The organism is Dyella sp. (genome assembly GCF_035486915.1).
In the GTDB taxonomy this organism is placed as follows: Bacteria; Pseudomonadota; Gammaproteobacteria; order Xanthomonadales; family Rhodanobacteraceae; genus Dyella_B.
Genome location: NZ_DATHMR010000020.1, coordinates 46,432 through 65,969, shown reverse-complemented (window position 1 = coordinate 65,969; position 19,538 = coordinate 46,432). Strand labels below are relative to the sequence as shown.

General features: G+C 59.3%; 17 protein-coding genes. 3 read left to right on the top strand and 14 right to left on the bottom strand.

Annotated elements, in window-relative coordinates:
- The first annotated feature begins 431 nt into the window (after positions 1-431).
- Positions 432-1,088 carry a hypothetical protein gene (locus VK725_RS02425; protein WP_325316465.1) on the top strand — a complete coding sequence of 219 codons (657 nt, stop codon included), beginning with the start codon at positions 432-434 and terminating at the stop codon, positions 1,086-1,088.
- 47 nt (positions 1,089-1,135) lie between these two features.
- Here VK725_RS02425 and VK725_RS02420 read toward each other — a convergent pair whose 3' ends face one another.
- The 3 genes from VK725_RS02420 to ubiA form a co-directional block, all read right to left on the bottom strand.
- Entirely contained in the window at positions 1,136-2,143 is a 1,008-nt protein-coding gene (locus VK725_RS02420) for a hypothetical protein (RefSeq protein ID WP_325316464.1), read from the bottom strand.
- Between the two features lie 49 nt (positions 2,144-2,192).
- Positions 2,193-2,489 (bottom strand): hypothetical protein, encoded by a 297-nt coding sequence (locus VK725_RS02415; protein ID WP_325316463.1) that lies wholly within the window; start codon positions 2,487-2,489, stop codon positions 2,193-2,195.
- 514 nt (positions 2,490-3,003) lie between these two features.
- A complete protein-coding gene (gene ubiA / locus VK725_RS02410) occupies positions 3,004-3,948 on the bottom strand; it encodes a 4-hydroxybenzoate octaprenyltransferase (RefSeq protein WP_325316462.1) in 945 nt (314 codons plus the stop codon).
- A gap of 210 nt (positions 3,949-4,158) precedes the next feature.
- On the opposite strand from ubiA, the gene VK725_RS02405 reads away from it, so the two are divergent.
- A complete protein-coding gene (locus VK725_RS02405; protein WP_325316461.1) occupies positions 4,159-4,563 on the top strand; it encodes a hypothetical protein in 405 nt (134 codons plus the stop codon).
- On the opposite strand, the gene ilvA is transcribed toward VK725_RS02405, so the two are convergent.
- The 10 genes from ilvA to VK725_RS02355 form a co-directional block, all read right to left on the bottom strand.
- The gene (gene ilvA, locus VK725_RS02400) at positions 4,552-6,117 is read right to left on the bottom strand and encodes a threonine ammonia-lyase, biosynthetic (protein ID WP_325316460.1); all 1,566 of its coding nucleotides are present in this window, start codon (positions 6,115-6,117) and stop codon (positions 4,552-4,554) included. The two genes, VK725_RS02405 and ilvA, sit on opposite strands and share 12 nt — an antisense overlap.
- A complete protein-coding gene (gene ilvN, locus VK725_RS02395; RefSeq protein ID WP_325316459.1) occupies positions 6,114-6,353 on the bottom strand; it encodes an acetolactate synthase small subunit in 240 nt (79 codons plus the stop codon). Before ilvN ends, ilvA begins: the two co-directional genes overlap by 4 nt.
- A gap of 16 nt (positions 6,354-6,369) precedes the next feature.
- Positions 6,370-8,238 carry a biosynthetic-type acetolactate synthase large subunit gene (gene ilvB, locus VK725_RS02390; RefSeq protein WP_325316458.1) on the bottom strand — a complete coding sequence of 623 codons (1,869 nt, stop codon included), beginning with the start codon at positions 8,236-8,238 and terminating at the stop codon, positions 6,370-6,372.
- A 108-nt stretch (positions 8,239-8,346) separates the two neighbouring features.
- On the bottom strand, positions 8,347-9,363 hold the full coding sequence (gene ilvC, locus VK725_RS02385) for a ketol-acid reductoisomerase (protein WP_325316457.1): 1,017 nt from the start codon (positions 9,361-9,363) through the stop codon (positions 8,347-8,349).
- Entirely contained in the window at positions 9,360-11,078 is a 1,719-nt protein-coding gene (ilvD, locus tag VK725_RS02380; protein ID WP_325316456.1) for a dihydroxy-acid dehydratase, read from the bottom strand. The genes ilvC and ilvD overlap by 4 nt, the downstream gene beginning before the upstream one ends.
- Positions 11,079-11,089: 11 nt before the next feature.
- Positions 11,090-12,181 (bottom strand): 3-isopropylmalate dehydrogenase, encoded by a 1,092-nt coding sequence (gene leuB / locus VK725_RS02375; RefSeq protein ID WP_325316455.1) that lies wholly within the window; start codon positions 12,179-12,181, stop codon positions 11,090-11,092.
- The gene (leuD, locus tag VK725_RS02370; RefSeq protein WP_325316454.1) at positions 12,178-12,762 is read right to left on the bottom strand and encodes a 3-isopropylmalate dehydratase small subunit; all 585 of its coding nucleotides are present in this window, start codon (positions 12,760-12,762) and stop codon (positions 12,178-12,180) included. The genes leuB and leuD overlap by 4 nt, the downstream gene beginning before the upstream one ends.
- Positions 12,759-14,171 carry a 3-isopropylmalate dehydratase large subunit gene (gene leuC, locus VK725_RS02365; protein ID WP_325316453.1) on the bottom strand — a complete coding sequence of 471 codons (1,413 nt, stop codon included), beginning with the start codon at positions 14,169-14,171 and terminating at the stop codon, positions 12,759-12,761. Before leuC ends, leuD begins: the two co-directional genes overlap by 4 nt.
- Entirely contained in the window at positions 14,168-15,169 is a 1,002-nt protein-coding gene (locus tag VK725_RS02360; protein ID WP_325316452.1) for a branched-chain amino acid transaminase, read from the bottom strand. The genes leuC and VK725_RS02360 overlap by 4 nt, the downstream gene beginning before the upstream one ends.
- Positions 15,166-16,773 (bottom strand): 2-isopropylmalate synthase, encoded by a 1,608-nt coding sequence (locus VK725_RS02355; RefSeq protein ID WP_325316451.1) that lies wholly within the window; start codon positions 16,771-16,773, stop codon positions 15,166-15,168. The genes VK725_RS02360 and VK725_RS02355 overlap by 4 nt, the downstream gene beginning before the upstream one ends.
- Before the next feature lie 849 nt (positions 16,774-17,622).
- On the opposite strand from VK725_RS02355, the gene pssA reads away from it, so the two are divergent.
- Entirely contained in the window at positions 17,623-18,933 is a 1,311-nt protein-coding gene (gene pssA, locus VK725_RS02350; RefSeq protein WP_414648435.1) for a CDP-diacylglycerol--serine O-phosphatidyltransferase, read from the top strand.
- Here the strand turns inward: pssA and VK725_RS02345 are convergent.
- The gene (locus VK725_RS02345) at positions 18,917-19,537 is read right to left on the bottom strand and encodes a GNAT family N-acetyltransferase (protein WP_325316450.1); all 621 of its coding nucleotides are present in this window, start codon (positions 19,535-19,537) and stop codon (positions 18,917-18,919) included. The two genes, pssA and VK725_RS02345, sit on opposite strands and share 17 nt — an antisense overlap.
- Position 19,538 lies beyond the last annotated feature (1 nt).

The window sequence follows — 19,538 nt, the reverse complement described above, 5'->3', positions numbered from 1 at the left end:
GTTAGGCAATTCCCGCGAAGGTACTCACCGCCACCGTGAGGCGGCGGGTGAGGTAGTGTTAAATTATTATTAAGTGGCGCGATTGAGTCTAACTATTCGTCCACGACAGCCGCTGATGAATGGCCAGGTGAAGGTGAGATGAGGAAAATATTAAAGGCGTGCAGATTGTTACCACGCCGGCACGCGCCTCGGCGTAACACGTCGGACACCAGGCGTGGGTCCGCTTGATCGCACCAGCGCCGTCACCAGCGCACGCACTACCTAGCGATAGAAGTGTGCACGCCTGTAATTAAGGAAGATCTGTCGCTTTTGAGCGAGTACATCATTAACCCAGTCAAACGTGACGCTTTCTGTCGCGCCATCATCAATAAAGTGATTGAATTCAGTTTGGCTCGCCAGTTTTAGAGGCGCAACATCTGACGGGGGATTCTATGACCAAGCAGTCTGAAAGTAACGGATGGATACTTGGAAGACTGAGCGTTCGTGGTGCGGTAGATAGGTGCGTCACTGAGGCATTCAGCCCGTTAATGTTGGCGCTCGTTGCTGGATTCCTAATTCCCCATGATTCCGAAAAGTGGAAAGATGTTGCGCTCAACATCATCCAAGGAATCTGGAACGTTTCCCTTCTTAAAGTCTCGTTCGGGGTTGCGCTTGTGGTACTCCCCCTTGCCGTCGCACTCCAAGTACTTAGCGTAGAGAATCGATTCTATTGGCGCATGGCGAATTTCGTTCGCTTCTTATCTGGCAGCATCGGCTCTGTAGCATTTACAGCCGCGTCCGTTGTTATCGGGGTGATCATGGCATTGATGGTTCTTAGCTTTAGAGAGCCTGACCACACAAGAGCCATCCGCGGCACTTTATGGGTTGTCTTCATCATGCTGGTAACGAATGCAATTATTTATGGTCTTTGCTACTTGACCTACTATCCGAGAGACGTTTTTCCAATTGAAAATAAAACATGGAAAAGAATTGGCGTACTTATTTTACTTGCATTTAGTTTCTTCGGCGTTTACTACCTGACTGTTAGCGAACACTTCTGCGAGGTGTCCGCATTGCCACATACAAAAGGAGAATGTGCGAGTGGCTGAGGTCAAACTATCTTTCGGCCCAATATGTCACCTCGCATAACCAGTCTCTATCCGGCGTGCATTTGTGGTGGAGCGGCGGAAGAATTTGGCGTTGTTCCAATTCCATGATCGAACCACTTCGCGTGATCATCATCCATGTAAATGGATACGGACTCGATCTCAGTGACCGGAATGACCTTGACCCATTCGCTGATGCTAATTTCTCCGCTGTGACTATAGCTACTAAGGACTTTGCTCAAGCTTGCGTGTTCTTGCTCTTGAGCTGCAAGTTGCTGCTGAAGTGGGGCAACTAAGTCACGATAGTGGTTTGCCAATGGTGGCTGGCTGACTGCTGCTAAGTTCTGCGCGGCATTGATGAGCTCTTTTATCTTGGTAATTACTGCATCGAGCGATTTTCGACGTTCCGAAGCTCGTTTAAGGCTATAGGCTCTGTATTCGGTTTTCGTATTCCAATCGAATAGAAGAGTGTCTTTGTCCCGCGTGATGGAAAAAGAGGGGAGAAACTGAACATGTGCGATTGCAGAGTCGTGATCACCCCTCGTTTCAGTGATCAAGCCGCAGTAGACCTTTCGCGACTTAAGGCATATCAGTACGAGCGCATCTTCTGTAAGCGCCCGTCTAAAAAGATCATCCATTGCTGTGATGTATTCGGGCATTGTGCGCCAGTACACCCAAACGCTAACCCGACGCTTGTCTTTTGGTGCTTTTCGACGTTTGCGTAACCAAAGCACTACATTGCCAGCGTGACCAAGCATGTAGGCTAACAACATTGTGGCAATGAACGTCAGTCCGTAGGGTACTGGGACCGATTTGTGCATCCAGTCCAAGGTACTTCGAAGAAAAGAATGGGGTGGGATCAATGTGCGGACGGCGAAGCACGCCAAGAATGCGATGACTCCAATTACGAAGCCCGTGATTACGCATGAAAAGAACAAACGCTGACCGTCAGCTTTGGACAGCCGAAATTTCGTTGCATAGTAAATGTTATTGAAAATAAACCCTGCTGCGAGAAGCGGCAGTATTCCGACCAGCGATGTATCGCCCCCTTCGCTCACGCTCCCTCTCCCTGTGATCGCTCACATCGTAAGGATGGTAGGCCTCTGCTTAGGCGGCATTTTTTTCCGCTCCTGTCTTTTGGCCATCCAGGCGCTGGATCGTTTCCAATGCCTCTTTCGCTTCGCTCTCCGATATGAACGTGCCCGCATTGTTGCGCACGTACATCCCGTCCGGAGATGCGCGTAGCGCTCGCTCCCGATTTGCCAGTTGCTGTTCCGCGGTAATCTGTTCGATAACCTGAATCAGCTTCGCAATTTGCTCTTGGAGCGAGAGATTGGCGTCAGCAACATTCAAGTCTTTAAGAGCCTTCAGGACAACTGGATCCAAATTTTTGGTCGTCGCCATAGTCGCTCCCTTATCGCGTATTCACTTTGAACTCATTTTTACGACGGCGCAACACGGCAGCACCGGTCTAGCTTGTTCATCTAGAGTCTTGGACAGACCTCTACGAGTGTAGGTTCGCCACTGGGCTCTATATGGGAGTGCAAACAATGTATTCCAATCCGATATCGGCCACCTGACGAGTCCACTTGATAGGCCCGGAAGCCGCTTGAGCTCCTGAAGCGTTCGCTGTGGGGATGCCGTCTTCCACATGTTCGCCCCAGTGTTTGATCGGCGCAAAGAAAAGGCGCCGAGCATCATGATTGTCAAACGCACAGTGGCATTTACTCAGAAATCCCTAGCCCGATCTCGGCAGAAGTTGCTCCTGCCTGCACCTGCGGTGCTCTCTTGGCAGAATGACGACGAACACTTGACCTCTTGTTAAATTAATATTAATTAAATTAATTTTCGATAACTATTCGTCCGAGACATCGATGTTTGGGCACTTGCGCGTGCGCCGATTCCCGGACGCTGAAAGTCAGCGCACCGCCAGTGCGAGCGCGATACCAATCCAGACCGTCAAGCCAAGCCAGTTGTTGTGGCGAAACGCCTTCAGGCAGGCGTCGCGCTCGCGGTTGCGAATCAGCCACAGTTGCCAGCCAAACAGTGCCACTGCAGCGACGATGGCCAGCCAAAACGGCCATTCCAATTTTACGCGTGTGCCGATCATCACCAACGCAATGACGAATGTGCCCATCAGAACGCCGATGATCGGTACATCCGCATCGCCAAACAAAATGGCGGTGGAGCGTGCACCTGCCTTGATATCGTCATCGCGATCGACCATCGCGTATTCGGTGTCGTAAATCACCGACCATAGAATGTTTGCGATAAATAGCAGCCAGCCCACCGGCGGCACGGTGTTTTGAATCGCGGCAAACGCCATCGGAATCGACCAGCCGAATGCGGCGCCGAGAACGACCTGCGGTAGATCGGTGTATCGCTTTGTAAACGGATACAGCGCTGCAAGAGCGGCGCCGATAAACGACAGTTTGATCGTCAGCGGATTGGTCAGCAGTACCAGCAGAAAGGCAAACGCCAGCAAGGCAACGAACACGATCAGGGCTTCGCGTGGGGTGACCCGGCCGGCAGCGATCGGCCGGCCGGCCGTGCGGGCTACCTGAGGATCCAGGTTGCGATCCGCGTAATCGTTAATGGCACATCCGGCCGCACGCATGGCAAAAACGCCCAGCGTGAAAATCAGCCATGGCTTCCAGGGCGGGAAATCGTTGGCGGCCAGCCATAGCGCCCACCACGTCGGCCACAGCAGCAAGAGTGCGCCGATCGGCCGATCCATGCGCGTAAGTACAAGAATGTCGCGTACTTTTTCGCGATAGCCTGTGGGCAGCTTCTGCAGCAACCAATCCAGCACGTGCGAAGCATGCGTGGAGCTGTCGGCCGGCTGCTGCACCTTGCGCACCATCGGCTGAACCGGGCGGGTGCGGCTAACGGTCGGTGCCGAAGGAGATCGCCTTGGGCGTTTGCGAGAGGTCGGTGCCATCCCACAAGTGTAACGTGCTCCCCTTACCGGGAAAGTGTGCGTAATCCCACCGAGCCGTGCTTTGAGGTAGATTGCCCGCCAGTACGTGAACGGTCTAGGATCGACCATTACGCTTGGGGAGTCGGGTTATTCATGGTCGCGTCCATCAGTCACATCGCACTGGTCGTGCGTGATCCCGCTCGCACTGCAGAACTATTTGCCGGGGTGCTCGGCGCACGAATCGTTCCGCCACGTCCAGATGACGGCGGTCACCCGCAAAGCTTTGCGAAATTCGGCGGCCTATGGTTTGCGCTGCGTCAGGGCGATGGTCCTTCCGTGCGTAATGGCGATCACATTTCATTGCACGTCAGTCAGGATGAGCTGACCGCCTGCGCAGACAAGCTCACGACGTTCGACGTCGAGCATTACATGGCGCGGAAAGACACCGCGCTGTATTTCACCGACTACGACAATCACGTGTTCGAGTTGAACGTGGATGCCTCGCTCGATGAAGTGCTTGCTGGCTGCGCGCAGCAGACTTACACATTACATGCGTAGCAGCAGCCGGTAAGCCGGATTGTCGCTTTCGTCGATGTGGGGGTAGCCGAGCGTTGTGAGAAAGCGCTGCAACAGTGCGTGTTCGCTTGGCGGTACCTGAATGCCGACAAGAATGCGCCCGTAATCGGCACCGTGGTTCCTGTAATGGAACAGGCTGATGTTCCAGTCCGGATGCATGCGTTCGAGAAAGCGTGCCAGTGCGCCCGGGCGTTCCGGAAAGTCGAAGCGATAAAGCCGCTCGTCGTGCGCCAGGGGTGAACGGCCACCGATCATGTGGCGAAGATGCAGCTTGGAAAGTTCGTCGTCGGTGAGATCGAGTACGCCGAAGCCGTTGTCATGGAGCGCGCTCGCCAAGGCTTCGCGCTCGCCGCGCTGTGCGGTTTGAATGCCCACAAAGATATGTGCCGCACGTGCATCGCCGATGCGATAGTTGAATTCGGTGATGGCGTGTTGACCCAGTGCACTGCAAAAACGGCGAAAGCTGCCGCGTTGCTCGGGGATCGTCACTGCGAACACCGCTTCGCGTTGCTCGCCGACTTCGGCACGCTCGGCGACAAAGCGCAGGCGGTCGAAATTCATGTTGGCACCGGATACGACAGCTACCAATGCGCCATCGCATGTGCCGTGCTTGGCGATGTATTGCTTGAGACCGGCCAGTGCCAGCGCGCCGGAAGGTTCGGGTACGCTTCGCGTGTCCTGGTAAATGTCGCGGATGGCCGCGCAGATTGCGTCGGTGTCCACGCGTAGCATGCCGTCGACGTATTGCTGGCATAGCGAAAACGTCAGCGCGCCAACCTGCTTCACGGCCGTGCCGTCGGCGAACAGGCCTACATCGTCCAGCGATATGCGTTCGCCCTTATCGAGTGCACGCGCCATGGAGTCCGCGTCGCAGGCTTGCACACCGAACACACGCACATCCGGTCGTCGTGCCTTAATCACTGATGCGATCCCGGCCAGAAGACCGCCGCCGCCCACCGGTACAAAAACGGCGTGCAAGGGGCCGGGGTGTTGATCCAGTAGTTCGAGTGCGATCGTGGCCTGACCGGCGATGACATCGGGATCGTCGAACGGATGCACGAATGTCGCATCCGATACGTCGCGCAAACGTTGTGCTTCGGCTTGCGCATCGCTGTAGGAGTCGCCCGCCAGCACGACGTAGACAAAGCTTCCGCCGAAGCGCCGCACGGCATCGACCTTGACCTGCGGCGCGGTGACCGGCATGACGATGGTTGCTTCAATACCCAGGCGGGAAGCTGCCAATGCCACGCCCTGCGCATGATTGCCGGCGGAAGCGGCAATCACGCCTTTCGCTCGCTGTACCTCGTCAAGTTGCGCCATGCGGTTGTAGGCGCCACGCAGTTTGAAAGAAAACACGGGTTGTTGATCTTCGCGTTTCAACAGCACGGATGCGCCAACTCGCGCGGACAACAGCGGCGCCGGATCCAAGGCCGTGTGTTCGGCCACCTCGTACACACGCGCCGCCTCCGCCCGGCGCAATACGGACGCTGCGCTCGGGGCGAGATCGTTGTCGGCGTGCGATGGCCTTGCGTTCATGCGTGCGCGGGATGCTCGACTTGCAAGACATCCACAAGTTTTCGTGTCTGCTGCACGATCTGCGTCAGCGTCGCGTCGTCGCCGCGCACCGTCAAAGTCAGGCGCGAAACCGCAGGATCGGCTGTTGCGGCAACCGTCAGCGTATCGATATTGTGACCACGCGCGGCAAACAGACCCGCAACGCGCACCAGTGCACCGGCTTCGTTCTGCAGAAGAATGGATAGTGTGTGTTGCATGATGATTCCAGTCGGATCAGAACATGTCGGAGGCCGCCGCTTCGGCTTCTGTCGGAGCCGTGCGTGCGGGAATGAAGTCGCCGGTGATCATCTGTGCGTAGCTGGCGCCAGGGCCAACCATCGGATAGACGCCGGCATCGGGGTCGATCATCACTTCCAGAAAAGCAGGACCGTCGAACGCAAGGAATTCGGCGATCGTTGCGGCAAGCTCTTCGCGCTGCTCCAGGCGACGCGCCCATGTAAATCCATCCGCCTCGGCCGCGCGCACGAAATCCTTGCGATGCAGGCTTTTATCGGACGACGCAAAGCGCCCCTTGAAAAACAGCTTCTGCCATTGACGTACCATGCCGTCGCCCACGTTATTCAGTACCACGATCTTCAATGGCAGCCCATACGTCGTTACCGTTTCCAATTCACCGAGATTCATGCGAATGCTGGCGTCGCCATCGATGTCGATCACCAACGCATCGCGCCTGGCAAATTGCGCGCCGATCGCGGCGGGAAGACCGAAACCCATCGTCCCCATCGAGCCGGATGTAAGCAGGTGCCGCGGCGCGCAGAAATCGAGGTATTGCGCGACCCACATCTGATGCTGGCCCACGCCCGTACTGACAATGGCGCGGCCTTGAGCGTGCCGGTTGATTTCTTGCAGCACTGCGTAGGGCTGGATCAGCGCGCTGTCGCGATCGTAGTTCATCGCGTGATCGCACTTGAGCGTGGCGATGTGTGCGTGCCAATCCGATAGCGACAAGGTGTATTCGTGCGTTTTTCCGAATCGGGTAAGGCGTTGTAATGCGCGGTCCAAGGGGCCGATGTGATGCCAGTGGGCCTGTTTGACCTTGTTGATCTCGGCAGGATCGATATCGATATGCGCGACGAATTTGGCGCGCGGTGCAAATTGCGTGGGAACGCCGGCCACGCGATCATCAAAGCGTGCGCCGAGCGCGAGGAGAAAGTCGCAATCTTCAACCGCGTAATTGGCGTACGCCGTGCCATGCATGCCAAGCATGTGCAGGGCGAGTGGGCCGGTAGTGTCGTAACCGCCAATGCCCATCAGCGTGGTCGTCACCGGCAGACCAAACGCATCGACGAACGCTTTCAGCGCGGGGGCCGCGCCACCGGCGACGATCCCGCCGCCTGCATAGATCAGCGGACGCTTCGCGCGCGACAGTGCATCGAAAAAACGCTTGCAGTCGTCATCGGCGAGCGCTGCCTGTTCAACGGCACGCAGACGCGCGCGATAACCCGGCAACGCCAATTCGCCTTCGCCTTTGAATACCAGCGGAGTGTTCTGAATATCCTTGGGAATATCCACCACCACAGGGCCGGGGCGGCCGCTACGCGCGATCGTAAACGCGGTGCGCATCGTTGCTTCCAGTTGCGATGCGTCGGTCACCAAAAAGACATGCTTGGCGCAGGAGCCCATGATGTTGCTGATGGGCGCCTCCTGAAAGGCGTCACTGCCAATGGCTTGCGTCGCGACTTGTCCGCAAATCACCACCAGCGGAATCGAATCGGCCGTCGAATCGCGCACCGGCGTCACCATGTTGGTCGCGCCGGGACCCGACGTTACAACCGCCACACCCACCTTGCCCGACGCGCGCGCATAACCGGCCGCCATGAAACCGGCGCCTTGCTCGTTCGCGGGAACGATCAACGGCATCGGTTCACCGCCATCGGGTTTGATGTGTTCGGCGTTGTGGCGAAACACTGCATCGTACACAGGCAAAATCGCGCCACCGGAATAGCCGAACAGTACATCGACGCCTTCATCCGCCAGCACTTGTACGACGACGTCCGCACCGCTCAGCAGTTTGCCGGTCAGCGGATGGCGCGAGATGCCGGGTTCGGCATCGGCAGCGATTGAGGATTTCAGCGACGACATATTCACAACAGTCCTTTGGTGGTAGTCAAAGTGTGCTGACAAAAGCACATGCAGCGCTCTCTCGCCGGAGTCCTTGGGGGAGGGGAGATGAGAGAGCGCTGCATGGCATCAACCCACTTTCTTCAGCTGAGGTTGCTCGGCTTTCGCGCCGGCTTGCAGCCATGGCATGCGTGCGCGCAGCTTTGCGCCAACCTGCTCGATCGGATGATCCAGATCGGCTTGCTTGAGCTTCTTGTAGTTAGGCAGGCCGGCCTTGTATTCGGCAATCCAGTTGCGTGCGAACGTGCCGTCCTGGATGTCCGTGAGCACGCCCTTCATGCGTTCCTTCGTGGCCGAATCCACAATGCGCGGGCCGCTGACGTAGTCGCCGTACTGTGCGGTTTCCGAAACGAATTGCAGCATGCGCGTGATACCGCCTTCGTAGAACAAATCCACGATCAGCTTCAGTTCGTGCAGCACTTCGTAGTAAGCGATTTCAGGCTGGTAGCCCGCTTCGACCAGCGTTTCGAAACCCTTGATGACCAGTTCGCTTGCGCCGCCGCACAAAACGGCCTGCTCGCCGAAAAGATCGGTTTCCGTTTCTTCCTTGAAATCGGTCTTGATCAGCATGGCGCGTGCGCCGCCGATACCGGCTGCATAGGCTTTGGCTTTCTCTTCGGCGTGGCCGGTCTTGTCCTGCTGCACGGCGTACACGCAGGGAACGCCGCGGCCGCGTTCGTATTCGCTGCGAACCAATGCGCCCGGGCCTTTCGGGGCGACGAGAATCACATCGATATCGCTGCGTGGTTCGATCTGTTTGAAATGCACGTTGAAGCCGTGCGCAAACAACAGTGCCGCGCCGGCCTTGATGTTCGGTTCGATCGATTCCTTGTACAGCGTCGGCTGCACCATGTCGGGTGTCAGCACGGCGACAAGATCGGCATCGCGCACTGCTTCGGCCGGCTCTACAACGTGGAAGCCATCGGCGACGGCCTTGCTCCATGTCGGCCCGTTCGGGCGCAGGCCGATCACAACATCCAGGCCGGAGTCTTTGAGATTGAGCGCGTGGGCGCGGCCCTGGCTGCCATAGCCAAGAACGGCGATGCGCGCCTTGGCGAGCGTATCGGTAGTTGCAGTGGTGCTCATGCGGGAACTCCTGCTGGGGTCTTTGTCGTGGTGTGTCGTTGAATGGAAGGTGGTGTCGAGACGGCGGTGCGCGGATGCGTCGTGGCGCCATCCGATGCAGAACCGACCAACTGCGCGTACTTGGCGAGTGCGCCGTGCGTGACTTTTGCGGCGGGCGCTTTCCAACTGGCGCGGCGGCTTTCCAGATCGGCGTCTGTGCGAAGTTCGCGGCTGTCGCCATCGATGAAGATGCGATCGCCGTCGCGCAGCAACGCAATCGGTCCGCCTCGCGCGGCTTCGGGCGCGATATGGCCGACCATGAAACCGTGCGTGGCACCGGAGAAACGTCCATCGGTAATCAGTCCGACGTCATTCCCCAACCCGCGCCCGACCAGTGCTGCCGTGACGCCGAGCATTTCGCGCATGCCGGGGCCGCCAGCGGGGCCTTCATTGCGAATGACGATGACGTCGCCCGGTTTGATCTTTCCGCCTTGCACGGCGGCGAAGGCTTCTTCCTCGCTTTCAAAAACGCGCGCAACACCTTCGAAGTGATTGGCGCCTTTTCCGGCGAGTTTGAGAATGCAGCCCTCCGGTGCGAGATTGCCGTAGAGAATGGAATAGCCGCCGCGTGGTTTGAGCGGCTTGTCGACCGGATGCACGACATCCTGTTGCTCGGCGCGCGGTGCCTTGGCGCATTCTTCAAACAGATGAAGGCCCGTTACGGTCGGGCGATCTTCGAGCATCCCTGCGGCGATGAGCTCCTGCGCCACACGCGCGCTACCGCCCGCGCCGAACAACTCCACGGCGGTGTAACGACCGCCGGGCAGTAAATCGGCAATGACGGGCGTGTGTACGGATGCCGGTTCGAAATCTTCAATCGTCCACGGGACACCTGCTTCGCGTGCGATAGCCAGCAAGTGCAGCACGGCATTCGTCGAGCCAGCCGTCGCGGCCACCATGCGCGCAGCGTTGCGGAATGCGGTGACATCCAGAATGTCCAGCGGTTTGCGTTCTGCGCGCAGACAATCCATCACCAGTTCGCCGCAGCGATACGCGGCATGCGCCTTGGCGGGGTGGGTGGCGGGAATGTCGTTGAAACCCATCGGCGACAGGCCCAAGGCCTGCATCACCATTGCCATCGTGTTCGCGGTGAACTGTCCTCCGCATGCGCCGGCACCGGGACATGCATCTTTCTCGACGGCGGCGAGTTCCGCATCGTCGATCTTGCCTGCACCGTGCGCGCCGACCGCTTCAAACACTTGTTGAATCGTGATGGGGTGATTGTTGTGCGTGCCATGCGCGATGCTGCCGCCGTACAGCGCAACAGCCGGAATATTCAAGCGCGCCATGGCCATCGCTGCGGCCGGAATGGTTTTGTCGCAGCCGCACAGCACCACCATCGCATCGAGACAGTGACCGTCCACGGCCAATTCGATGGAATCGGTAATCACTTCACGGCTGATCAGCGACGCACGCATCCCTGGCGTGCCCATCGCGATGCCATCGGTCACGGCAATCGTGTTGAACTCGATGGGCGTGCCGCCCGCCGCACGAATGCCGGCTGCGGTGTGCTCGGCCAGTTCGCGCAAATTGAGGTTGCACGGGCTGACGTTGGACCACGTATGCACCACCGCAACGAGTGGCTTGCTGATATCGGCATCCTGCAAACCCGTCGCGCGCAACATGGCGCGCGCGGGAGCGCGATCAGGACCGGTTTTGATGAGATCGCTTCGCATCGTTCCTCCGCTCAACCGCACGCACGCAGGCCGCACAGGAAGGCGGGCGTGGCGACGTCGTCCAGCGCACTGATCACGGCATCGCGCAATTGAGACGTAGTGGCTTTGCCGCCCAGATCGCGGCTGTAAGGTCCGTTGGAAAGCACCTGGGCAACGGCGGCTTCGACGGTCGTCGCTTCGATTTCCAGTTCCAGCGAATGACGCAACAGCAACGCCGCGGAAAGAATCGCGCCCAGCGGATTGGCGATGCCCTGGCCGGCGATATCCGGTGCGGAGCCATGAATGGGTTCGTACAGACCCACTTTGCCCGCGCCGAGCGATGCGGAAGGCAGCAAACCCAGCGATCCGGCCAGAGCCGCCGCTTCGTCGGTGAGAATGTCGCCGAACAGGTTTTCGGTCACGACGACGTCGTAACGCGCCGGCTGCGTCAGCAACAGCATGGCCATCGAATCGACCAGCTGATGTTCGAGCTTGACGTCCGGATAGTCAGCGGCGATGCGCTGCACGGTGCTGCGCCACAGGCGAGAGGTTTCCAGCACATTGGCCTTGTCGACCGACGTGACGTGCTGACGACGGTCGCGCGCCAATTCGAAAGCGCGGCGCGTCACACGTTCAATTTCCGCGACGGTGTATTTGCATTCATCGGTCGCGGTGTCTTCGGTGCGCGTCTTGGCACCGAAGTACGCACCTCCGGTCAGTTCGCGTACGAACAGCACGTCGACATTCTTCAGCTTCTCGTTCTTTAGCGGCGAGAACGAAGCGAGCGCCGGGTGCACCTGCAGGGGACGCAAGTTGGCGAATACACCCAGCGCCGCACGCAGCGCGAGCAAGCCCTGTTCCGGGCGAACTTTCGCGTGCGGATCGGACCATTTCGGGCCGCCGACTGCGCCGAGAAACACGGCATCGGCTTTCTTGCACGCGTTAAGCGTGGCAGCCGGAAGCGGCTCGCCGGTCGCATCGATGGCGCAGCCGCCAATGGCGTGCGATTCGAATTCAAAAGTGTGACCGCTGCGCTCTGCGACAGCTTTCAGTACGGCAACAGCCGCGTCGGTGACTTCCGGACCCACGCCGTCGCCGGGCAGGGTAACGATACGCGCTTTCATGCTGCCTTCTCCTGTTGCTGTTCGTAGTGTGTGATTGCGTTGTTTTGCTGAAGCAGAAAACCGAGTTGATCGACGCCGTTGAGCAGGCAGTGCCGTGCGAACGCTTCAAGCTGGAAACGGATGCGTCCGCCATCGGGTAATTCGATAGCCTGCTCGCGTACGTCGATGGACAGTTCGATCCCGGGGTTCTTGAGCAACCAACGGTGCTCCGCCTCATCGAGCACGATGGCGAGCAAGCCGTTCTTCAACGCGTTGCCGCGGAAGATGTCGGCGATCTCGCTGCACAGCACAGCTTGAATGCCGTAATCGAGCAACGCCCACGGTGCGTGTTCGCGCGAGGAACCGCAGCCGAAGTTGCGGCCGGCAACGAGAATGCTGCACCCACGCGCTTCGGGCTTGTTGAGTGGAAAGTCCGGGTTATCGCCGCCGTCTTGCACGTAGCGCCAATCCTGGAAGCAATACTTGCCCAGGCCACTACGCTCGGTGGTGGTGAGAAAGCGCGCAGGAATGATGCGATCGGTATCGATGTTTTCATCGACAAGAACGGCTGTACGCGAGTGAATGCGCGTGATGGGTTTCATGCGGCGACCTCCGTCAGGTATTCGCGCGGATCGGCGATTGCGCCGGCGATGGCCGATGCGGCAGCCGTGGCCGGACTGGCGAGCACGGTGCGTGCGCCTTTGCCCTGACGGCCTTCGAAGTTGCGGTTGGATGTGCTGACGACGAGTTGGCCCGGTTGCGCGAGATCGCCGTTCATGGCGATGCACATCGAGCAGCCGGGAATACGCCATTCCGCGCCGGCGGCGAGAAACACTTCATGCAAGCCTTCGCGCTCGGCATCGCGACGGACGGCTTCGGAACCAGGCACCACCAACACGCGCACGCCTTGGGCGACGCGATGTCCCCGAAAGACGTTCGCCGCTTCACGCAAATCGGACAGGCGAGAGTTGGTGCAGCTGCCGATAAACACTACATCCACCGACATGCCTTGCATCGGCTGGTTGGGTTTGGCCTGCATGTAATCGAGCGCGCGCTGTTCCGGCGCGTTGCGTGCCGCGGGAACGGGTTTATCCATCGCGATGGCCATGCCCGGATGCGTGCCGTAGGTGACGGTGGGGCGAATCTGGCTTGCGTCGATGTGCACTTCGCGGTCGTATTCGGCGCCGTCGTCAGTGCGCAGTGCACGCCAGCGTTGCACCGCCGTTTCCCATGCTGCGCCTTGCGGTGCGCGCGGACGTCCTTTCAACCAGGCGAACGTCGTTTCGTCGGGCGCAATCAATCCGGCGCGGGCGCCCGCTTCGATGGACATGTTGCACACCGTCATGCGTTCTTCCATCGATAGCGCTTCAATCGCGGCGCCGCGGTATTCCAGAACATGTCCGGTGCCCCCATCCACACCGATGTGGCCGATGATGTGCAGGATCAGGTCTTTCGCGCCGACGCCGCGCGGCAGTTGGCCGTCGACGTGGATGGCGAAGGTTTTTGGCTTACGTTGCAGCAGGCACTGCGTAGCCATCACATGGCCGACTTCCGTGGTGCCGATGCCGAAGGCCAACGCGCCGAAAGCACCATGCGTCGAGGTGTGGCTGTCGCCACACACGATTGTCATGCCAGGCTGCGTGGCACCGAGTTCCGGTCCGATCACGTGCACGATACCGCGATCGGCGCTATCCCAGCCGTAAAGCTGCACGCCGAATTCGCGGCAATTGGTTTCCAACTGCGCGACCTGCGCCTTCGCTTCGTCGTTCGCGTAGGGGCGTTCGCCGTTCGCTTTCGGCGGTAGCGTTGGTGTGGAGTGATCGAGCGTTGCGAGCGTACGATCGGGACGACGTAGCTTCAGTCCGCGCTGGCGCAATTCGCTGAACGCCTGCGGTGAGGTTACTTCGTGCACCAGATGCAGGTCGACATACAGCACGGATGGCGTGTCGGACGTTTCTGCGGCGACAACGTGGGCATCCCAAATTTTTTCGAATAGTGTGCGCGGACTCATGCCGAAACCTTTGCCGTAGCGTGCTTTTGGTGAGAAGTGCGGCCATGGATGGTCGCTTCTTGATCTTCGCGTTGATGGACGAACGCATTCACATGAGTCAGCCAGCCGTAGCGATCCTGTGTACGTCCGTCGAAAAGCCCGAAGAACGCATCGCGCAATGCGCGAGTGATCGGGCCGGGCGTCCCACTACCGACTTTTTTGCGGTCGACCGAACGCACCGGCGTAATCTCCGCGGCAGTGCCGGTCATGAACACTTCGTCGGCGGAGTACAACGCTTCGCGCGGCAGATCGCGTTCCTCGACGGCGATACCGAGATCGGCGGCCAGCGTAATGACCGTATCGCGCGTGATGCCTGCGAGAATGCCTGCGCTCGACGGTGGGGTGAGCAGTTTTCCGCGCTTCACCAGGAACAGGTTTTCGCCCGCACCTTCACTCAGCAGACCGTTGTGTCCCAGCGCGATACCCTCATCGAAACCGCCGCGACGCGCCTCCAGGCCGATCAGCTGGCTGCTCAGGTAATTACCGCCTGCCTTGGCCCAGCTGGGAAGCGTGTTCGGCGCGGGACGATTCCATGACGACACGCAAACATCCGCGCCCACTTCGGCGGCTTCGCCCAGATACGCGCCCCATTCCAATGCCATGATCGCGACGTCGACGGGCGCGCCGTCCCTGGGGAGAACGCCGAGCCCGCCGGCGCCGCGAAAAACAATCGGACGTACATAAGCCGATGCCATCCGGTTGGCGCGAATCAGTTCCAGGCATGCTTCATCGATCTGCTGCTCGGTGTAGCCGATCTCGATCTCGTACACGCGCGCGGATTCGAACAGGCGGCGCGTGTGATCGGCCAGGCGGAAATACGCCGGACCTTCCGGCGTTGCATACACACGTTCGCCTTCGAATACGGATGATCCATAGTGCAGCGCGTGCGTGCTGACGTGAACCGTCGCCTCGGCCCAGGGCTTGATACGCCCGTTATGCCAAAGAAAGGGCGTACTCATGCGATGACTCCTTGCGACATTCGTGCTGCTGCGGGGTTGTCGCTCACCTGCCGTTCGATGCGGTTGACGATGGCCAGTGCGGCATGCGCGGTGGCTTCGATGATGTCGGTGCTGACGCTGCTGCCATTCCAGTCGCGCTGCGCGTGACGTGCGGTGAGTTGCGCGTGTCCTTGCGCGTCGCCGCCCTCGCTCATCGCGCGTACTTGGAACCGCTTGAGCACCATGTCGGTGCCGGTGGCGCGCTCGATGGCGCGCAGTACGGCGTCGACAGGTCCGTCGCCGATGGCAGCCTCGCCGATTTCGCGGCCGTCTTCGTGGCACAGTTTCACCGTTGCCGATGCGCTGCCGCCCAGATGCGAGGTGGTGTTGAGCTGATCGATGCGCCACGGACCGATCGCATCCGGATCTTGGCCGAGCGCGAGGGCTTCCAGATCTTCATCGCGAATGTCGCGTTTGCGATCGGCAAGCGCCTTGAAGCGCTTGAAGATGCCCTCCATGGCGGCTTCGTCCAATGTGTGGCCGAGCGTTTCCAGGCGCTGACGCAGCGCATGGCGGCCGGAATGCTTGCCCAAAACCAGCGTGGTTTCTGCAATCCCCACGTCCTGCGGGCGCATGATTTCGTACGTGCCGCGATGCTTGAGCATGCCGTGCTGATGGATACCCGATTCGTGTGCGAAGGCGTTTTCGCCCACCACGGCCTTGTTACGCGGGACGGCCTGTCCGGTGACCTGTGTCAGCAGGCGCGAGGTGGGATAGAGCTTGCGTGTGTCGATGTGGGTGCGCAGCCCGAAATGCGGCGCGCGCACCTTCAACGCCATCACGATTTCTTCCAGCGCTGCATTGCCCGCGCGTTCGCCGATGCCGTTGATGGTGCACTCGACCTGGCGTGCGCCCGCGCTCACGGCGGCGAGGCTGTTGGCGACGGCCATGCCCAGGTCATCATGGCAATGCGTTGAAAACACCGCTTTGTGCGCATCGCGAACGTGTTTGCGCAGGTAGGTGAACAACTCGACCATTTCGGCGGGCGTCGTATAACCCACGGTATCGGGCGCATTGAGCGTCGTCGCGCCGGCGGCGATCGCGGCGCTGAATACTTCGACGAGAAAATCCGGCTCGGTGCGCAGCGCATCTTCGGCCGAGAATTCGACGTCCGCGCAGTATTTGCGTGCGCGCTCGATCGATGCGACGGCCGTTTCCAGCACCTGCGACTTGCTCATGCCGAGCTTGTGCTCGCGATGCAGTGGACTGGTCGAGAGAAACAGGTGAATGCGTGCATGGTGCGCGCGTTCGAGCGCGCGTGCTGCGGTGTCTATGTCCCCGTTCTGACAACGCGCAAGTGCGCACACCGTCGTGTTGCGCAACGTGCGTGCGATTTCATCGACCGCTGCAAAATCGTCGGGAGAAGCCTGCGGAAAACCCGCTTCCAGCACGTCCACACCAAGCGTTTCGAGGGCTTGTGCCATGCACAATTTCGCTCGCCGGTCCATGGAAAAACCGGGGGCCTGCTCGCCATCGCGCAGGGTCGTGTCGAAGATCCGTACGCGGTCTTCGGCGCTGTCGACGCTTTCGGCGGGCTCGTTCGGGTTTGCTGTTTCGGGATTCATGCCTGGCTCCGTTTGGGTCGGTGCCGAGGGGCAACAAAAAACCCCGCATCCTTATCGGGTGCGGGGTTCTTCGGGGTATCTAGGTTAGTTTTGCTTTACCTGGACACGCGCCCTCAGCCCGCACCTCCGTTAGTAATAAGGAGTACGAGTACGAGGGAAAGAAGAAGGAGGCCGCCCAGAGGCAACATGTCCGCAACCGTCGGAGGACGGATGGCTCGGGTCACGTAGCGGTGGCTGTTGCGCTGCGGCATGTCATGGACCGTACGGCACGCGGTAACGATGTGTCAATCATTTTTTTATGATTATTTTTCCGAACTGCGGATGCGTGCGCGTATGGACGGCTAAACGTCTGCATCTAACAACGACTTCGCGCCGTTTTTGTTTCATGAGTAACTAAATTAAGTTTCCTGTTCGCGACGCTGGCGATGTGCATATGTACGGAAAGGACGCCCTGCGTTGATGTAGGTCCGTGCGATATAGGGGCAGCGAGCGACATTCATGGTCATCTTCGATGCGTGAATGTGCGCGATGAGTCGGCAGAGCGTGTCGCGTATCGGTGGGCAGTGCAGCACTCATCGAGAAATGGGTGGCGACTCCATGCCGTCGTCATCCCGGCCCTCCCGAGATGCCGCAGGTGCCGGTGCAAGCGGATGGGAAAGCACTTACGCGCCCGCTTGGGAAACGTGCCGCGAGAATGCGCAAGATGACTTAAATCGTGGCGATAAACGTGCCGGGCACGTTGCTCGAGACGCTACCATGGCCGGCATGAGTCCCCGCCCCTCTCTGCCCCAACGACTCGCCCGGCGCCTTTCGCCGTTCAGTCGCTCCAGAAAGCAACCGGCGCAGCAGATGCCCGCGTTTGCCGTGCGTCCGGATGACATCCAGACGCTGGACGGACCGGCATCGTTTCGAAAAACGCTTTTGAAGCTGATCGAGCAGGCGAAACACCGAATCGTGCTTGTGGCGCTCTATCTGCAGGATGACGATGCGGGGCGGGAGGTACTCGAAGCGCTATACGCCGCACACCGGGCCAACCCAACACTGGATATCGAGATCTACGTCGACTGGCACCGTGCACGGCGCGGACTGATCGGCAAGACCGCGAGTGAGGGAAATGCCGCGATGTATCGCGAGTACGCCGCGCAATACGGCGACGCCGTGAAGGTGTATGGCGTGCCGGTGCAAAATCGCGAACTATTCGGCGTGCTGCATCTGAAAGGCTTCATCATTGATGATGACGTGCTCTACAGCGGTGCCAGCATCAACGATGTCTATCTCGCCAAACACGGGCGCTACCGGCTCGATCGCTATCATCTGATTCATCATGTGGGTTTGGCCGATAGCATGGTTCGCTTCGCGAAGCACTATCTCGCCGAGTCGGACGCTGTGACACGGCTCGATCAGCGGCCGCTGCCCTCCACGCGCGATTTACAGACGGCTATCCGGCATCTTCGCCGCACGTTGCAACATGCGCATTACACCACGCCGCATGCCGCATTGAAGGACGGCGATGTCGCTGTCACGCCACTGGTGGGCTTTGGGCGTAGTGACAATCAGCTCAACGATACAGTGTCGACACTGCTGCGCCGCACGCGAAAACGCGTGGTGATTTTTACGCCGTACTTCAATTTGCCCAGACAAGTGCGCGCGGTGCTGGGTCATCTGCTGCGTCGTGGCTGCACGATCGACATCATGGTCGGCGACAAAACCGCGAATGATTTTTACATTCCGCCGCAAGAGCCTTTCCGCAAGATTGGCCTGCTGCCCTATCTTTATGAGAACAACCTGCGCCGTTTTGCCCGCAACCATCGCGCACACATGCTTCGCGGGCAATTGAATCTCTGGTTGTGGTGCGATGGTGGCAACAGCTATCACCTAAAGGGTTTGCTGGTTGACGAAGAGATTGCTCTCCTCACGGGCAATAATCTCAATCCACGCGCGTGGGCGTTGGATTTGGAGAATGGATTGTTGTTGCACGATCCATCTCACCAATTGATCGCGCAACACGAGGCGGAGTGGGCAGCATTACGCCGCCACGCGATTCGTCTGGACGACTACCACACGCTGGATAATCCGCGGCATTACCCCGCCGAAGTGCGCACGTTGCTGCGTCGACTGCGCCGCGTTCGTCTGGATCGAATGCTCAACCGTTTGTTGTAACGCGCGGCTGCGCGCCAAGGCGCGTCAGCCGCATGTCGAGCCAGCGCTGTACGTCGGGCCATTCGCTGGCGATGATCGAATAACACACCGTATCGCGCAGCGTGCCGTCGGGCCGGCGCTTATGGGCGCGCAGCACACCATCGCGATGTGCACCGAGCCGTTCGATGGCGCGTTGCGAATCGAGGTTGCGGCCGTCGGTATGGAATTCGACGGCGACGCATTGGAGCGATTCGAACGCGTACTTCAAAAGCAGGCGCTTGCAAGCGGTGTTGAGATGGCTTTTTTGCCACCGTTTCGCATACCAGGTGTAGCCGATGGCGATACGCGGTAATTCCGGCGCAAAATCATAAAAGCGCGTGGTGCCGACGATCTGCCCGCTGCTTTTTTCACGCACCGCAAACGGCAGCATGGTGTTGGCGGCCAATCCATCCAGCGCTTTCTGGATATACGCGCGCGCCTGGCCAGGAGCCGGCGCGCTGGTGAACCAAAGATTCCACAGCTCGCCATCGGCCACGGCGGCTTCAAGGTCGAAAGCGTGGTGCAAATCCAGAGGTTCGAGCAGGACATAGTCGTCCTGGAGAGAAACCGGGGCGAGTGTGGACATC

Coding starts and splice junctions, on each gene's coding strand:
- VK725_RS02415 (WP_325316463.1), bottom strand. CDS start 2,489: ATGGCGACGACCAAAAATTTGGATCCAGTTGTCCTGAAGGCTCTTAAA.
- VK725_RS02360 (WP_325316452.1), bottom strand. CDS start 15,169: ATGAGTACGCCCTTTCTTTGGCATAACGGGCGTATCAAGCCCTGGGCC.
- leuD (WP_325316454.1), bottom strand. CDS start 12,762: ATGAAACCCATCACGCGCATTCACTCGCGTACAGCCGTTCTTGTCGAT.
- ilvN (WP_325316459.1), bottom strand. CDS start 6,353: ATGCAACACACACTATCCATTCTTCTGCAGAACGAAGCCGGTGCACTG.
- ubiA (WP_325316462.1), bottom strand. CDS start 3,948: ATGGTGCGCAAGGTGCAGCAGCCGGCCGACAGCTCCACGCATGCTTCG.
- VK725_RS02345 (WP_325316450.1), bottom strand. CDS start 19,537: ATGTCCACACTCGCCCCGGTTTCTCTCCAGGACGACTATGTCCTGCTC.
- ilvD (WP_325316456.1), bottom strand. CDS start 11,078: ATGCGAAGCGATCTCATCAAAACCGGTCCTGATCGCGCTCCCGCGCGC.
- VK725_RS02425 (WP_325316465.1), top strand. CDS start 432: ATGACCAAGCAGTCTGAAAGTAACGGATGGATACTTGGAAGACTGAGC.
- ilvA (WP_325316460.1), bottom strand. CDS start 6,117: ATGAACGCAAGGCCATCGCACGCCGACAACGATCTCGCCCCGAGCGCA.
- leuB (WP_325316455.1), bottom strand. CDS start 12,181: ATGAAAGCGCGTATCGTTACCCTGCCCGGCGACGGCGTGGGTCCGGAA.
- ilvB (WP_325316458.1), bottom strand. CDS start 8,238: ATGTCGTCGCTGAAATCCTCAATCGCTGCCGATGCCGAACCCGGCATC.
- VK725_RS02405 (WP_325316461.1), top strand. CDS start 4,159: ATGGTCGCGTCCATCAGTCACATCGCACTGGTCGTGCGTGATCCCGCT.
- VK725_RS02355 (WP_325316451.1), bottom strand. CDS start 16,773: ATGAATCCCGAAACAGCAAACCCGAACGAGCCCGCCGAAAGCGTCGAC.
- pssA (WP_414648435.1), top strand. CDS start 17,623: ATGCCCGCGTTTGCCGTGCGTCCGGATGACATCCAGACGCTGGACGGA.
- ilvC (WP_325316457.1), bottom strand. CDS start 9,363: ATGAGCACCACTGCAACTACCGATACGCTCGCCAAGGCGCGCATCGCC.
- leuC (WP_325316453.1), bottom strand. CDS start 14,171: ATGAGTCCGCGCACACTATTCGAAAAAATTTGGGATGCCCACGTTGTC.